The 16,136-nt window shown below is 51.6% G+C and carries 13 protein-coding genes; 11 read left to right on the forward strand and 2 right to left on the reverse strand.

From position 1 onward, the window contains the following. Nucleotides 1-71: 71 nt before the first annotated feature. The 6 genes from clpP (at nt 72) to HEP82_RS11260 (ending at nt 7,768) form a co-directional block, all read left to right on the forward strand. Nucleotides 72-695, forward strand: a complete 624-nt coding sequence (gene clpP, locus HEP82_RS11235) for an ATP-dependent Clp endopeptidase proteolytic subunit ClpP (RefSeq protein WP_015854554.1) — start codon at nt 72-74, stop codon at nt 693-695. A gap of 147 nt (nt 696-842) precedes the next feature. After that, nucleotides 843-2,117, forward strand: a complete 1,275-nt coding sequence (clpX, locus tag HEP82_RS11240) for an ATP-dependent protease ATP-binding subunit ClpX (protein WP_015854553.1) — start codon at nt 843-845, stop codon at nt 2,115-2,117. 189 nt (nt 2,118-2,306) lie between these two features. Continuing rightward, a complete protein-coding gene (gene lon, locus HEP82_RS11245; protein ID WP_192458159.1) occupies nt 2,307-4,667 on the forward strand; it encodes an endopeptidase La in 2,361 nt (786 codons plus the stop codon). A gap of 189 nt (nt 4,668-4,856) precedes the next feature. Then, a complete protein-coding gene (gene hupB, locus HEP82_RS11250; protein WP_015854551.1) occupies nt 4,857-5,129 on the forward strand; it encodes a nucleoid-associated protein HU-beta in 273 nt (90 codons plus the stop codon). A gap of 251 nt (nt 5,130-5,380) precedes the next feature. Continuing rightward, nucleotides 5,381-7,261, forward strand: a complete 1,881-nt coding sequence (ppiD, locus tag HEP82_RS11255) for a peptidylprolyl isomerase (RefSeq protein ID WP_192458160.1) — start codon at nt 5,381-5,383, stop codon at nt 7,259-7,261. Between the two features lie 138 nt (nt 7,262-7,399). Continuing rightward, complete coding sequence (locus HEP82_RS11260) at nt 7,400-7,768, forward strand: ComEA family DNA-binding protein (protein ID WP_192458161.1); 369 nt, start codon at nt 7,400-7,402, stop codon at nt 7,766-7,768. Nucleotides 7,769-7,882: 114 nt separating this feature from the next. Here HEP82_RS11260 and queC read toward each other — a convergent pair whose 3' ends face one another. After that, the gene (gene queC / locus HEP82_RS11265; protein WP_192458162.1) at nt 7,883-8,578 is read right to left on the reverse strand and encodes a 7-cyano-7-deazaguanine synthase QueC; all 696 of its coding nucleotides are present in this window, start codon (nt 8,576-8,578) and stop codon (nt 7,883-7,885) included. Nucleotides 8,579-8,685: 107 nt separating this feature from the next. Beyond that, a complete protein-coding gene (locus tag HEP82_RS11270; protein ID WP_192458163.1) occupies nt 8,686-9,762 on the reverse strand; it encodes a PLP-dependent cysteine synthase family protein in 1,077 nt (358 codons plus the stop codon). A gap of 120 nt (nt 9,763-9,882) precedes the next feature. Here HEP82_RS11270 and HEP82_RS11275 point away from each other — a divergent pair, with 120 nt between their 5' ends. From HEP82_RS11275 to amtB, 5 genes are all read left to right on the forward strand, one after another. Then, entirely contained in the window at nt 9,883-10,344 is a 462-nt protein-coding gene (locus tag HEP82_RS11275; protein WP_015854546.1) for an Lrp/AsnC family transcriptional regulator, read from the forward strand. A gap of 81 nt (nt 10,345-10,425) precedes the next feature. Further along, nucleotides 10,426-12,195 (forward strand): SmdA family multidrug ABC transporter permease/ATP-binding protein, encoded by a 1,770-nt coding sequence (locus HEP82_RS11280; protein ID WP_192458164.1) that lies wholly within the window; start codon nt 10,426-10,428, stop codon nt 12,193-12,195. Then, on the forward strand, nt 12,192-13,976 hold the full coding sequence (locus HEP82_RS11285; RefSeq protein WP_192458165.1) for a SmdB family multidrug efflux ABC transporter permease/ATP-binding protein: 1,785 nt from the start codon (nt 12,192-12,194) through the stop codon (nt 13,974-13,976). The genes HEP82_RS11280 and HEP82_RS11285 overlap by 4 nt, the downstream gene beginning before the upstream one ends. Before the next feature lie 304 nt (nt 13,977-14,280). Next, complete coding sequence (gene glnK, locus HEP82_RS11290) at nt 14,281-14,619, forward strand: P-II family nitrogen regulator (RefSeq protein ID WP_002208627.1); 339 nt, start codon at nt 14,281-14,283, stop codon at nt 14,617-14,619. A 42-nt stretch (nt 14,620-14,661) separates the two neighbouring features. Continuing rightward, nucleotides 14,662-15,954 carry an ammonium transporter AmtB gene (gene amtB / locus HEP82_RS11295; protein ID WP_192458166.1) on the forward strand — a complete coding sequence of 431 codons (1,293 nt, stop codon included), beginning with the start codon at nt 14,662-14,664 and terminating at the stop codon, nt 15,952-15,954. Nucleotides 15,955-16,136 lie beyond the last annotated feature (182 nt).

A 16,136-nucleotide genomic window follows, 5' to 3' on the forward strand; every position in this document is an offset into this window, starting at 1 on the left:
ATGGTTATTGTTTTATATCTCAAGTAGAATCAGATACTACGCGCCAAAAGCATTTTATCTAGGAGACGTTAATGTCATACAGTGGCGAACAGGAAAAGCAAACCCCTCATATGGCTCTGGTGCCTATGGTTGTGGAGCAAACCTCTCGTGGGGAGCGCTCTTACGATATTTATTCCCGGTTGCTAAAAGAACGTGTGATCTTCCTGACGGGGCAAGTCGAAGATTACATGGCCAATCTTATTGTGGCTCAGATGCTGTTTCTGGAAGCAGAGAATCCGGAAAAAGATATCTATCTGTATATTAACTCTCCGGGTGGGGTCATTACTGCTGGGATGTCGATTTATGACACCATGCAGTTTATCAAGCCGGATGTTAGCACTATCTGTATGGGGCAAGCTGCATCAATGGGCGCTTTCCTTCTCACCGCAGGGGCGAAAGGGAAACGTTTTTGTCTACCTAATTCCCGTGTAATGATCCATCAACCTTTGGGTGGGTTCCAGGGGCAGGCGACGGACATTGAAATACACGCCAAAGAAATCCTTAAAGTGAAAGCCCGTATGAATGAGTTGATGGCTAAACATACAGGTCAGTCGCTTGATATTATCGAAAGAGATACGGAGCGTGACCGTTTCCTCTCTGCTGGCGAGGCGGTAGAGTACGGGTTGGTAGATTCTGTGCTGACCCATCGGGAATAACTGGGTTTCCTGTTACCCGGGAAATTCGTATTCCCTGCGATGCGGATTTCTGCTTAGGTATTCGGCTATGTGGTTGTGTCGGCGTTTGCTATGACGCTGTCGTGATGTGGTTGGCCCACGGGCAAGAACTAAAGAAGAGGTTTACTGATGACAGATAAGCGCAAAGACGGTTCAGGAAAGTTACTGTACTGCTCTTTTTGCGGCAAAAGTCAGCATGAAGTACGCAAGCTGATTGCCGGGCCGTCAGTGTATATTTGCGATGAATGCGTGGACTTGTGCAACGACATCATTCGCGAAGAAATAAAAGAAGTGGCTCCACACCGTGAGCGTAGTGCGTTGCCAACACCGCATGAAATCCGCCGTCACCTAGATGATTATGTCATTGGTCAGGAGCCGGCGAAGAAAGTGCTGGCTGTAGCCGTTTACAATCATTATAAGCGTCTGCGTAATGGTGAAGCCAACGGTGGTGTTGAGTTAGGTAAAAGCAACATTCTGCTGATTGGCCCAACGGGTAGCGGTAAAACGTTACTGGCGGAAACACTGGCGCGTTTTCTGGATGTTCCATTCACCATGGCAGATGCCACCACGTTGACCGAAGCGGGTTACGTGGGGGAGGACGTGGAGAATATCATTCAGAAACTGTTGCAGAAGTGCGATTACGATGTGCAGAAAGCGCAGCGTGGCATCGTCTACATCGATGAGATCGATAAAATTTCCCGTAAGTCGGATAATCCGTCCATTACCCGAGACGTCTCCGGCGAAGGTGTTCAGCAGGCGCTGCTGAAATTAATTGAAGGCACTATTGCTGCGGTTCCTCCTCAGGGGGGGCGTAAGCACCCTCAGCAGGAGTTTTTGCAGGTTGATACTTCAAAGATTCTATTCATTTGCGGCGGTGCGTTTGCGGGTCTGGACAGAATTATCGAACAGCGTACCGATACCGGGCGCGGTATCGGTTTTAATGCCACGGTAAAAGGCTCGACTCAGAAAGCGACCGAAGGTGAGTTACTGGGGCATGTGGAGCCGGGTGATTTGATCAAATTTGGTCTTATTCCTGAGTTCATCGGCCGTTTACCGGTCGTCGCGACGTTGAAAGAACTCGACGAGGAAGCATTGATTCAGATTCTGCGTGAGCCGAAGAATGCGCTGACCAAGCAGTATCAGGCGTTATTCAAACTGGAAGGTGTGGATCTGGAGTTCCGTGATGAAGCGCTGACGGCCATCGCGAAAAAAGCCATGATACGTAAAACCGGTGCACGCGGTTTGCGTTCCATTGTGGAAGCTGCATTGCTGGATACTATGTACGATCTGCCTTCGTTGGAGAACGTCGATAAAGTGGTGATCGACGAGTCTGTCATTTCCGGCCAGTCCGAGCCTCTGCTTATCTATGGCAAACCAGAAGCCCAGCAGGCTTCTGGTGAATAATTAGCCGAAAAAACAACGTTGAACGACAAAATGGGGGGTTTTAGCCCCCCATTTGTTTTTACATACTTTCAGTCGTTGAATGTGACATATTTATCCCCATATACTCGATTACCTATAGGTGAGCCCCGTGAAGTCCGCATTTCACGAGATTTCCTTAACCTGGCGGAAACGAAACTAAGAGAGAGCTCTATGAACCCTGAGCGTTCCGAACGCATAGAAATCCCCGTATTGCCGCTGCGCGATGTGGTGGTTTATCCGCACATGGTCATTCCGTTGTTTGTTGGTCGGGAAAAGTCAATTCGATGCCTTGAAGCCGCGATGGATCATGACAAGAAGATCATGTTGGTGGCACAGAAGGAAGCCTCAACGGATGAGCCTGGTGTTAACGATCTTTTCTCGGTAGGGACGGTCGCCTCTATTCTTCAGATGCTGAAACTGCCGGACGGTACTGTAAAGGTTTTGGTTGAAGGTCTGCAGCGGGCGCGCATTACAACCTTGTCTGATAGTGGCGAACATTTTGCTGCTCAGGCTGAATATCTGGATTCGCCGGCGATTGAGGAGCGCGAGCAGGAAGTGCTGATGCGCACGGCGATCAATCAGTTTGAGGGTTACATCAAACTGAATAAGAAAATCCCACCTGAAGTATTAACTTCCTTGAACAGTATTGATGATGCGGCCCGCTTGGCTGATACCATCGCTGCTCATATGCCGTTGAAACTGGCCGACAAGCAATCGGTGCTGGAAATGTCAGACGTCACTGAACGTCTTGAATATCTGATGGCGATGATGGAGTCGGAAATCGATCTGTTGCAGGTTGAAAAACGGATCCGTAGCCGCGTCAAGAAGCAGATGGAGAAAAGCCAGCGAGAGTATTACCTGAATGAGCAGATGAAGGCCATTCAAAAAGAGCTTGGCGAGATGGATGATGCGCCGGACGAACAGGAAGCGTTAAAGCGTAAGGTTGACGCCGCCAATATGCCGAAAGAGGCGCGGGAAAAAGCGGAAGCCGAACTGCAGAAATTGCGTATGATGTCCCCTATGTCGGCGGAGGCTACGGTCGTCCGCAGCTATATCGACTGGATGGTACAGGTTCCCTGGCATGCCCGCAGCAAGGTGAAGAAAGATCTGATCAAAGCGCAGGAAATGCTGGATAGCGATCATTATGGTCTGGAGCGGGTCAAAGAACGTATCCTGGAGTATCTGGCAGTTCAAAGCCGTGTTAGCAAAATTAAAGGGCCGATTCTGTGTCTGGTAGGGCCGCCAGGGGTAGGGAAAACCTCGTTGGGTCAGTCCATTGCCAAGGCTACTGGCCGTAAGTATGTGCGTATGGCGTTGGGTGGTGTGCGTGATGAGGCGGAAATTCGTGGTCACCGTCGCACCTATATTGGTTCCATGCCGGGTAAGTTGATCCAGAAAATGGCAAAGGTTGGGGTGAAAAACCCGCTCTTCCTGCTGGATGAGATTGACAAGATGTCTTCCGACATGCGTGGCGATCCGGCGTCAGCGTTGTTGGAGGTTCTTGATCCAGAACAGAACGTAGCGTTCAACGATCACTATCTGGAAGTGGATTACGATCTTTCTGACGTCATGTTTGTGGCAACGTCTAACTCCATGAATATTCCTGCGCCATTGTTGGACAGGATGGAGGTCATCCGTCTGTCGGGATATACCGAAGATGAGAAGCTTAACATTGCCCGTCAGCACCTGCTGCCGAAGCAGATTGAGCGCAATGCCTTGAAAAAAGGCGAGTTGACGGTGGAAGACAGCGCTATAGTCGGCATTATCCGCTATTACACCCGAGAGGCTGGCGTTCGTAGCCTAGAGCGCGAGATCTCCAAACTGTGTCGCAAAGCGGTTAAATCATTGCTGATGGATAAAGCCATTGGGCACATCACTATCACTGGCGATAACCTGAAAGAGTATCTGGGGGTTCAACGCTTTGATTATGGGCGTGCGGATGAAGAAAATCGGGTTGGGCAGGTAACAGGTCTGGCGTGGACGGAGGTCGGCGGCGACCTGCTGACCATTGAAACCGCTTGTGTACCGGGTAAAGGTAAACTGACCTATACCGGTTCGCTGGGTGAAGTCATGCAGGAGTCGATCCAGGCAGCGTTGACCGTAGTGCGGGCCAGAGCGGAAAAGCTGGGTATCAATGCGGATTTCTATGAAAAGCGCGATATCCATGTGCATGTGCCTGAAGGCGCTACGCCGAAAGATGGCCCCAGTGCGGGTATCGCCATGTGTACTGCGTTGGTCTCTTGCCTGACCGGCAATCCAGTGCGTGCCGACGTGGCGATGACCGGCGAAATTACCCTGCGTGGTTTGGTTCTGCCGATAGGCGGTCTGAAAGAAAAACTATTGGCGGCCCATCGCGGTGGAATCAAAACCGTGCTGATTCCCGAAGAGAACAAGCGTGATTTGGAAGATATACCGCAGAATGTCATTGCCGATCTGGATATCCATCCGGTGAAACGGATTGAAGAAGTTCTGGCTTTGGCATTGCAGGATGCGCCTTATGGTATGGAGGCCGTCACTTCTCCGGCAAAATAGTGACCTATCGCAAAAACCACTGACAAAATAAAGGCTGGTAAGTTAAATGATGCTTGCCAGCCTTTTTTCGTGCCGCTAAGTTAGAGCACTGTTACCGGTAGGCTGGTTGACCGGTTGTTAGATTCGACAGAAAGCTATATGACGCGCGGGTGATCTGCGTGAATACTGAATTTCAGAGGGGATGAAAGAGTGAACAAGTCACAATTGATCGACAAAATTGCCGCCGACGCTGATATTTCCAAGGCGGCAGCAGGACGAGTGTTAGATGCAATTATTGGATCTGTTACTGAATCTCTGAAAGCAGGAGATGATGTTGCTCTGGTCGGTTTTGGTACGTTCGCCGTTCGTGAACGTTCAGCCCGCACCGGTCGTAATCCACAGACCGGGAAAGAGATCAGCATTCCTGCCGCAAAAGTGCCGGGCTTCCGTGCTGGTAAAGCGCTGAAAGACGCTGTGAACTGATTATAAAATAGCAGATTCGTTTGGCCGGACGGTTTGTAGCCTAAACATCGCCTGACGTGGCGCGATGGGTAAGGTAATATAGAGGCGCATCATGCCATGATGTGCCTTTTTTTACGGGTAATTCGAATTACTGTTATCAGGTATCTGTTTGAGTGCGCCCTGGCCGTATTCGGCTACAGCAACAGCATGGAAGCATGGCTACGGCCTGCGCAGGGAGTGTTATCCATTCTACAGCGGAGTGTTGTCACATTATGATGGACAATTTACGCGCGGCCGCTAACAACGTCGTGCTTAAAGTTATTCTTGCTTTGATCGTTGGTTCATTTGTATTGACTGGGGTAGGTGACTATCTGATCCGTGGTTCAGGTGATTACGCCGCCAAAGTTAATGGTCAGGAAATCTCCCGCGCACAGTTGGAACAGGCGGTACAAAATGAACGCAACCGGCAACAGGAGATGTTGGGCGAGAATTTTTCCGCACTGGCTGCGAACGAAGGGTATATGCAGCAGTTGCGCAAGCAAGCATTGAGCCAGTTGATCGACGATACGCTAATTGATCAATTCGCCCGTAATCTGGGGCTGAATATCAGTGATGAACAGGTAAAACAGGCTATTTTCTCTGTTCCCGCCTTCCAGACTAATAATCGCTTTGATAACGAAAAATACCTTGCCCAGGTACGGCAATTAGGATTAACGCCGGATGTCTATGCGCAACTGTTGCGCAAACAGTTGGTGACGCAGCAGTTGGTTCGTGGTCTGGGCGGCAGTAATTTCCAGTTGCCGAAGGAGATCGACGATCTGGTCGCTATAGCAGCGCAGGATCGTACTATCCGTACCGCGACCATTGATTTGGATGCACGGGCGAAAACCCAGACGGCTTCCGATGATGAAATACAGAATTTCTACAACCAGAACAGCTCGCGCTACCTGGCGCCGGAGCAGTTCAAAGTCAGCTACATCATGCTGGATGCCGCTGCCATCATGGACAACATCTCGGTAGATAGTACTGCTGTCAGCAGTTACTACGAGCAGCACAAGAGCGAATTCACTCAGCCGGAACGTCGTAAATACAGCATTATTCAGTTAAAAAATGAGGCTGATGCTAAAGCCGTACTGGAACAGCTGCATAAAGGTGCGGATTTCGCCGCACTGGCGAAAGAGAAGTCAACGGATATTGTATCCCGTCGCAATGGCGGCGATCTGGGATGGATGGACGGCAATTCAACCGTTGACGAGATTAAGCAAGCCAATCTACAGCAGAAAGGGCAGTTGTCTGATGTAGTTAAGTCATCCGTGGGGTACCTGATCGTGCGCCTGGACGACATCCAGGCGCAACGTGTCCGTTCTCTGGATGAGGTACGCAGTGATCTGGGTGATAAGGTTAAACGCGAAAAAGCATTGGACGAGTTTTACGCGCAACAGCAGAAGCTCAGTGAAGCGGCCAGCAATGATAATGAGTCGCTGGTTTCGGCGGAAAAAGCTTCTGGCATCAAAGCACGTCAAACTGACTGGTTCACTCGCGACAATATCCCCGCTGTGCTGGATTTTCCTCAGGTGAAACAGGCGATTCTGAACGGTACCCTGACTGGAGAAAATGGAGCGCCCGGCAGCAATTCGGACGTTATTAATGTGGATGGCGATCGGGCTTTCGTTCTGCGTATCAGCGAACACAAACCGGAAGCTACCCAGCCGTTAGACAAGGTGCGTGATCGGGTTGTTCAGGCGATAAAGCGCCAGAAAGCCGAGCAGCAGGCGCGCGTTGATGCCGAAAAGATTCTGGCTGATCTGAAGCAGGGCAAAAATGACACGCTTACCGCTGCTGGTCTCAGTTTTAGCTCCCCTCGGGTTATGTCTTCCGTCGGTCGCGGCGATGTAATGTCAGAGGCCGTATTCTCTTTACCGCATCCGCAGAAGGACAAGGTGTCCTATGGGATTGCCCAGGATCAAGTCGGCAACATTGTGATCGTGGCGCTGGATAATGTGAAGGCGCGTGAGCTTGAGGCCGCACAGAAAAAGCAATTTGCGGCTCAGATAGAGCAGAGCTCTTTAGCGACGCTGTTTGATTCTCTGATCGCCAACCTGCATGACGAAGCCAAGATAAAAATGGGGAGCGCGGCTCAGGACGCGCAATAGCCCTCGCAAAATTCTGCAATTCCTTGCAACTGACAAAGGCCGCTTTCGCGGCCTTTTCCACATTTTAACTTTGCTGTTTGCTGCCGATAGGTGTCTGAGGCAATGTAGCTTCGCTGTCAAATACAAGGAGGAAACAGCATGAGAAAATCTGGAATCAAGGCGCTTTGTTTGCTTATGGGGATGGCGTTGGGTGGTATCTCGCCCTGGTTACAGGCGGCAACGCCTAAAGCCGAACCGGAGAAATCGTCGGTTAGCGCGGCAGCTGAACATCAACAGGGGAAAAACGCTAAACCAACCCTTACCACGGATGAAGAAGAAGTAAGCATCAATACAGCCAGTGCGGAACAACTGGCCGCAGCGCTTAACGGTGTCGGTCTGAAGAAGGCTCAGGCGATTGTGGCCTACCGCGAGCAGAATGGCCCTTTTACCCAGATAGAACAACTGCAGGAGGTTCCGGGGATTGGCGCGGCGTTGGTGGAGCGCAACCAGTCTCGCATCAGGCTGTAATATGCGCAGGGTGATGTTCTGTCGGGGCGATCCCCATCAATGGGGAAAACCTCCGAACCTGTAAAGAAACGGGAGCCAGACCGGAAACTGATGACTCTGGTCTGGCCTTCGAGGTTATTTCAGACCGGTTTTACTCTTCAGAGAGGCGATGACGGCTTCTCTGTTTTGCTGGTACTGGGTAAGCCCTTGGGCGCGTAGGTGACAGGCTGCACACTGACCGCACCCCTCTCCTTTGATGCCGTTATAACAGGTCAACGTATGGTGTTTGACTGTGTCTAACTGATGATAGTAATCCGCCAATGCCCAGGTTTCTGCTTTGTTAAGCCACATCAGCGGCGTGACGAAACGTATCTCTCTGGCAAGCCCTAACGACACCGCCTGATTGAGCGCTTTGACAAACTCGTCGCGGCAATCCGGGTAGCCGGAAAAATCGGTTTCGCATACACCGGTGATGACACTTTCTGCGCCGACTTGGTAGGCGTAAATGGATGCCAACGTCAGAAAAAGAATATTGCGGCCTGGCACAAAGGTGCTTGGCAGCCCTTCACTCGTTTCGTCGTATTCAGGAACCGGGATACTGTCTCGGGTAAGGCTGCTGACTGCCAATTGATTAAGTAGCTCGACATTCAGAATTTTGTGGGCACGGGCCCCCAGACGTTGTGTCAGTTCAGCCGCTGCATCGATCTCTGCATGGTGTCGCTGCCCGTAGTCGAATGTGACGCAATGAACTTCATCATATTGTTGTAAAGCCTGAATCAGGCAAGTGGTGGAGTCCTGTCCGCCACTGAAAACCACAACTGCGCATGACATTTCCAATTCTCCTTTTGTGAATAAGTGTGAGATGCGGTCGGGAAAGAACGTCATTAACGCATATGGTAACTGAAATCCCTTCACGCTTCAGCGTGAAGGGATACTCGTCAGGCTGGTTGCGGCTCTTTGGCATTCTGTGGCGTGGTATGGGCGGTAAGCTGGGCAAGGTAGGGGGCGATATCGCCGATGTGCGCATTTACCCAACCGTGATTGTAATAGGTGTCGAGATAACGTTCGCCGCTGTCGCACAGCAGCGTAACGATGGCCCCTTGCCTGTTCTCGGCAACCATGCTCTTCGCCACTTGCAACATGCTCCAGACGTTGGTTCCGGTGGATGGGCCTGCCTTGCGTCCCAGAATGCGTTCGAGCCAGTAGAGCGTAGCAACGCTGGCGGCGTCAGGTACTTTTACCATGTCATCGATAACATCGGGGATGAAAGAGGGCTCCACACGCGGGCGGCCGATTCCTTCAATACGGCTGCTGCATTTGCCCGTGATTGTGCGATCGCGCTGGTGGTAATAATCGTAGAACACGGAGTTCTCCGGGTCTGCCACCAGCAAACGGGTGTCCAGCCCTTTATAGCGGATATAGCGTCCTAAGGTGGCGGAGGTTCCGCCGGTTCCGGCGCTCATCACCAGATAATCAGGAATAGGGAAAGGTTCGCGCTCCATCTGGCGGTAAATGCTATCGGCAATGTTGTTGTTGCCGCGCCAGTCAGTTGCGCGTTCGGCGTAGGTGAATTGATCCATGTAGTGACCATTTAATTCACGGGCCAACTGCTCGGAAGCGGCATAGATCTGGTCGGAATGTTCCACGAAGTGGCACTTACCGCCATAAAAGGAGATTTGCTCGATTTTCCTTTTCGCCGTGCAGGACGGCATCACCGCGATGAACGGCAAGCCCAGTAAACGAGCGAAATAAGCCTCGGAGACGGCGGTACTGCCAGAGGACGCCTCGATAATGGTGGTATTTTCCTTAATCCAGCCATTGGACAATCCGTAAAGAAACAGCGAGCGCGCCAGGCGGTGTTTCAGACTGCCGCTGGGATGTGTGCTTTCGTCTTTAAGATAAAAGTAGATGCCGGGGTATTCCGGCAGGGTAAAACGGATCAGGTGCGTGTCGGCTGAGCGCTGAAAATCAGCTTCTATGGCGCTGATGGCGTTTTTTACCCAGGTGTTGGTCATGATGATGTGTCCTGCTCTGTATTGTTATGATGCTAGCCTACTCTGTGTATTGGGAAAAAAGATTGCTTTTTTAGTCGTCATTGTGGGTAATAAGAGAAAATTTTTCTATAAGGTTGCTTTATGTTAGATAAAACTGACCGAATGTTGCTCTCTTTGCTGCAACGGGATTGTACGCTGTCGCTGCAGGCGTTGTCAGAAGCGGTGAACCTGACGTCGACGCCTTGTTGGAAGCGCCTGAAGCGCCTGGAAGAAGAGGGCTATATCACCGCGCGCGTGGCATTGCTGGATAGCGACAAAGTGGGTTTGGGATTAACGGCGTTTGTGTTGCTGAAAACTCAGCACCATAACAGCACCTGGTATCGTGAGTTTTCCGGTTTTGTCTCGGAGATGCCGGAAGTGCTGACATTTTACCGTATGGCTGGCGAATACGATTACCTGATGCAGGTGCAGGTCGCCGATATGAAGAGTTACGACAATTTTTACAAACGGCTGGTGAATGGCATTCCGGGGTTGGTGGATGTCACTTCCAGCTTTGCCATGGAACGCATCAAGCATACGACGGCGTTACCGCTGCAGGTATAAAATTATCCGCTGTGTACTTCATGTATAATGTGCCGCTTGTTGCGCCACAACCTTGATCTTCAGCTATCGGACGAATATTGCGTGAGACTTTTTGTTCAATTGGGATGGTATTTTCGCCGCGAATGGAAGCGTTATCTGGGGGCGGTAATCCTGTTGATGGTGATCGCTATCCTGCAATTGCTGCCGCCGAAATTGGTCGGCGTTATCGTGGATGGTGTAACTCGCGACAATATGTCGGCATCGACGGTATTGCGCTGGATCGGCGTGATGCTGGCGATCGCGGCGTTGATTTATTTGCTGCGTTATTTTTGGCGTATCTGGCTTTTCGGTGCGGCCTATCAACTTGCGGTCGAGCTGCGGCAAGACTTCTATCAACAACTTAGTCGACAACATCCCGCTTTTTATCTGCGTCATCGCACTGGCGATCTTATCGCCCGCGCCACCAATGATGTCGATCGCGTTGTGTTTGCCGCCGGTGAGGGGGTGTTAACGCTGGTGGATTCGTTGGTGATGGGGTGTGCGGTGTTGGTGATTATGTGTACCCAACTCAGTTGGCAACTGACGCTGCTGGCGCTGATCCCCATGCCGCTGATGGCGTTGGTGATCAAGCATTACGGCTCGCAGTTACATCAGCGTTTCAAGCTGTCTCAGGCGGCGTTCTCATCGTTGAATGATCAGGCGCAGGAGAGTTTGACCAGTATCCGCATGATTAAGGCGTTTGGTCTGGAGGACTATCAGTCTCGCCGTTTTGCCGAGGTGGCGGCGGATGCCGGGGTCAAAAACATGCGAGTGGCGCAGGTTGATGCCCGTTTCGATCCGACAATTTACATTGCGGTGGCTATGTCCAATTTGCTGGCCGTGGGCGGAGGCAGTTGGATGGTTATTCACGGTTCTCTGACCCTGGGGGCGTTAACCAGTTTTGTGATGTACCTGGGATTGATGATCTGGCCGATGTTGGCGTTGGCGTGGATGTTCAACATCGTTGAACGTGGTAGTGCCGCTTATAGCCGTATTCGCCATCTGTTGTCCGAAGAGTTGGTTGTGATGGATGGCGAGCGGGATCTACCGGAAACGGCCGGTCTGCTGACGGCTGATATCCGATCATTTCATTATCCGCACAGCTTGCCGTCGGTGCTCAACGACGTCAGTTTTACATTGGAACCAGGTAAAACACTGGGGTTATGCGGGCCCACCGGCTCGGGGAAAAGTACCCTGCTGGCGCTACTGTTGCGTCATTTTGACGTAGCGGAAGGGCAGATTGAATATCACCACTTGCGGTTGCCCGACATCCGTTTGGATGTACTGCGCAGCCGGTTTGCCGTTGTAGGGCAAATGCCATTTCTTTTTTCCGATACGGTGGCGAATAACATCGCTCTTGGCCGTCCTGGGGCGACGTCGTTACAGATTGAGGAAGCGGCTCGCCTGGCCAATGTGCATGACGACATTTTGCGTTTGCCTCAGGGGTATCAGACGGAAGTAGGGGAGCGCGGCGTGATGCTTTCCGGCGGGCAAAAACAGCGTATAGCTATTGCCCGAGCGTTGTTGTTGGAGGCGGAGGTGCTGGTTCTGGATGATGCGTTGTCGGCGGTCGATGGGCGAACCGAGCATCAGATACTGAGTAATCTGCGCCAATGGGGACACAAACGGACGCTGATTATCAGCGCCCACCGTCTGTCCGCGTTGGCTGATGCCGATGAGATTCTGGTTTTACAGCAAGGCCATGTGGCTCAGCGTGGTTCACATCAACAGCTTTCCCAATCGACTGGCTGGTATCGGGATATGTATCGTTACCAGCAACTGGAAGCTGCACTGGATGATGTACCTGTAGAAGAAGAGGTGCAAACAGCATGACGTCTTCCCGTTCATTATGGCCCACGCTGAAACGGTTGTTGGCATACGGTATACCGTGGCGTAAATCGCTTGGCGGGGGCGTGTTGTTGCTGTGGCTCGCGGCGGCGGCTGAGGTCTCTGGGCCTGCGCTGGTCAGTTATTTTATCGACCATGTGATCGCGCGGGGCGAGTTTCCTGTTCAACTGGCGCTCGGGTTGGCGGTAGGGTACGTGGCGCTTCAGGCGCTGGCTGCGCTGCTGCACTATGTACAGGCGCTGATGTTTAATCGGGTGGCGGTTGGTGTTGTGCAGCAATTGCGTACCGATGTGATGGATGCGGCGTTGCGGCAGCCGTTGGCAGTATTTGATACGCAACCCGTAGGGCAGCTGATCTCCCGAGTCACTAACGATACCGAGGTTGTCAGAGACCTGTACGTAATGGTGGTCGGCAATGTGTTGCGAAGCACTGCGCTGATTGGCGCCATGCTGATAGCCATGTTCAGCCTCGATTGGCGTATGGCACTGGTATGTATGGCAATTTTCCCTGCGGTATTGGTCGTGATGGTGATCTATCAGCGCTACAGTACGCCGATTGTACGCCAAGTCCGCAGTTATCTCGCTGATATTAATGATGGTTTTAATGAGGCCATTAATGGCATGAGCGTGATTCAGCAGTTCCGCCAACAGGTGAAGTTCGGCAACGTGTTGAGTCAGGCCAGTTGGTCGCACTATGAGGCGCGAATGCAGACGCTGCGTCTGGATGGTTTTCTGCTCCGTCCGTTGCTCAGCTTGTTTTCCGCCATGGTACTTTGTGGGCTATTGATATTGTTCGGTTTTAGCCCTGTCGGTACCGTCGGTGTGGGCGTTTTGTATGCGTTTATCAACTACCTTGGCCGTTTGAATGAGCCGCTTATCGAACTGACGACACAACAGTCGATCCTGCAACAGGCGGTAGTAGCCGGCGAGCGGATTTTTGAGTTGATGGATGGCGAGCGTCAGCAGTACGGCGAAGACGCCAGGGCACTGGCTAGCGGGCGCATCGGTATTAACGATGTCACGTTCTCCTACCGCACCGGTAAACCTGTGCTGAGTCATATATGCTTGCAGGTGCCTGATCGCGGTTTCATTGCATTGGTCGGCCATACCGGCAGCGGCAAGAGTACGTTGGCAAATTTGCTGATGGGGTATTACGTGCCAGACTGTGGTGATATCCAGCTTGACGGTCGGCCGTTGTCTTCGCTTTCCCATCAGGTTCTGCGTCAGGATGTGGCGATGGTTCAACAGGATCCCGTCGTACTGGCCGATTCGATGTATGCCAATGTGACATTGGGGCGCGATATCAGTGAGGACTGTGTTTGGCACGCATTGGAAGCGGTGCAGTTGGCTGATTTGGTGAGAGCGATGCCTGAGGGAATTCACAGCCGTATTGGCGAACAAGGCAATAATCTGTCGGTTGGCCAGAAGCAATTGTTGGCGTTGGCCCGGGTTTTGGTGCAAACGCCGAGGATTCTGATTCTGGATGAGGCGACTGCGAATATTGATTCCGGTACTGAACAGGCTATCCAACGTGCTCTGCGCCTGGTACGTGACCATACTACGTTGGTGGTTATCGCGCACCGTCTTTCCACTATCGTCGAGGCCGACAGCATTCTGGTTCTGCATCATGGCCGAACGGTAGAGCACGGTTCGCATGAACAACTGCTGGCTCAGCAAGGTCGCTATTACCAGATGTATCAGTTGCAGCAGGCCGGGCAACAGTTAGTGAGCGCAGACCTCTGTCGTACAGCAGATATTGTGCCCTGAAGCACCATGAAATCGGGCATAACGTAACACTTCGCACCATAACTTGGCAGCCTGGTGCCCTTGCATTCATCGTGGTGCACTGAAAGCAGGCGCGATGCACTTTTTTTGTGCGCTTCGTGCTCCTGTTTTTCCTGTCATTGTCCATACTTTATACGGTCTATATCTTTTCACCCTTGAGACCATCGCTTTTTTCTCGTTTTGACCAGATAAATCATTTATGGCACATGATTTGCTTTAGTGATCGCGTCGACATATTTGAGAGTGACGGGCGCAGGCCTGAACTTACATGGTTAGGGGGATGAGAATGAAACTGGTTACTGTCGTAATTAAACCGTTCAAGCTGGAAGATGTGCGTGAAGCGTTATCTTCTGTGGGCATCCAGGGGCTCACCGTCACTGAGGTGAAAGGGTTTGGACGCCAGAAAGGTCATGCTGAATTGTATCGTGGCGCGGAGTATAGCGTTAATTTTCTGCCCAAGGTGAAGATCGACATTGCTATTGCCGACGATCAACTCGACGAAGTTATCGATGTGATTAGCAAAGCTGCTTATACCGGAAAAATTGGCGACGGCAAGATTTTCGTTGCTGAATTGCAGCGTGTCATCCGTATTCGTACCGGTGAAACCGACGAAGCTGCATTATAAGAAACTGCCTGATTTAGCCTTTAAATAGGGATGAGTGAAAAAATGAAGAAACTTTCTTTGTCGTTAGGTCTTGGTGCTGCTGCCATGCTGCCAGCATGGGTGTTGGCCGATACGCCAGCACCTGTTGTTGATAAAGCGGATAATGCGTTTATGATGATTTGTACCGCTCTGGTGCTTTTCATGACAATTCCCGGCTTGGCGCTGTTTTACGGTGGTCTGATTCGTGGCAAAAACGTTTTGTCCATGTTGACTCAGATTTTTGTAGCGTTTGCGTTGGTCTGTATTCTGTGGGTGATTTACGGTTACAGCGTGGCTTTCAGTACCGGCAGCGCGTTCTTCGGCGGCCTGACTAACTTCATGCTGAACGGCATCACGATCAATTCCCTAAGCGGTACTTTCTATCAGTTTATCCATGTTGCCTATCAGGCTTCTTTCGCCTGCATTACCGTTGGTCTGGTGATTGGTGCTTTGGGTGAGCGTATCCGCTTCTCTGCGGTACTGATTTTCTCCACATTGTGGTTCACGCTGTCTTATCTACCGATGACCCATATGGTTTGGGGCGGTGGTTATCTGGCTGCTGATGGCGCTCTGGACTTTGCGGGTGGCACCGTTGTACATATCAACGCCGCTGTTGCTGGTTTGGTCGGTGCGTTGTTGCTGGGCAAACGTGTCGGTTTCGGTAAAGAAGCGTTCAAGCCGCATAACTTGCCGATGGTGTTCCTGGGAACCGCGATTCTGTATATCGGTTGGTTTGGCTTTAATGCCGGTTCCGCCGCTGCGGCCAACAATATTGCTGGTCTGGCGTTTTTGACCACGGTAGTTGCGACTGCCGCTGCGATTCTGGCATGGGTTATCGGCGAGTGGGTTGCTCGTGGCAAACCTTCTCTGCTAGGGGCTTGCTCCGGTTGTATTGCCGGGCTGGTTGCCATCACTCCGGCTGCGGGTACTGTTGGGATTGGCGGTGCCATGATTATCGGTTTCGCGGGTGGTTTTGCCGGTCTATGGGGTGTTACCGTTCTGAAAAGATGGCTGCGTGTTGACGATCCTTGCGACGTGTTCGGTGTTCACGGTGTATGCGGTATCGTCGGCTGCTTGCTGACCGGTATTTTTACCTCGGCTTCTTTGGGCGGTATAGGTTATGCCGATGGCGTAACGATGGCGCATCAATTCTGGGTTCAGCTGTTCAGCGTTATCGTCGCCATTGTGTGGTCCGGTGTTGCGGCTTTCATCTCTTTCAAAATTGCTGATATCGCTGTTGGTCTGCGTGTACCGGAAGAACAGGAACGCGAAGGTCTGGACGTCAACAGCCATGGCGAAAATGCTTACAACCAGTAACCCTCTTCTGGATGCGCCGGCAACGGCGCATAATGACAATAAAAAAACACCCGTTGGGCTAATGCCGATCGTTTAAGGATCGGTTGACCGATCCGGTGGCTGATGTAAAAAGGGTTCATGTCTTCACATGGACCCTTTTTAATGGAACTTTCACAGGCCCTCGGCATTATCAACCTTACCGC

Origin of the sequence: Musicola keenii (assembly GCF_014855505.1) — a bacterium.
In the GTDB taxonomy this organism is placed as follows: Bacteria; Pseudomonadota; Gammaproteobacteria; order Enterobacterales; family Enterobacteriaceae; genus Musicola; species Musicola paradisiaca.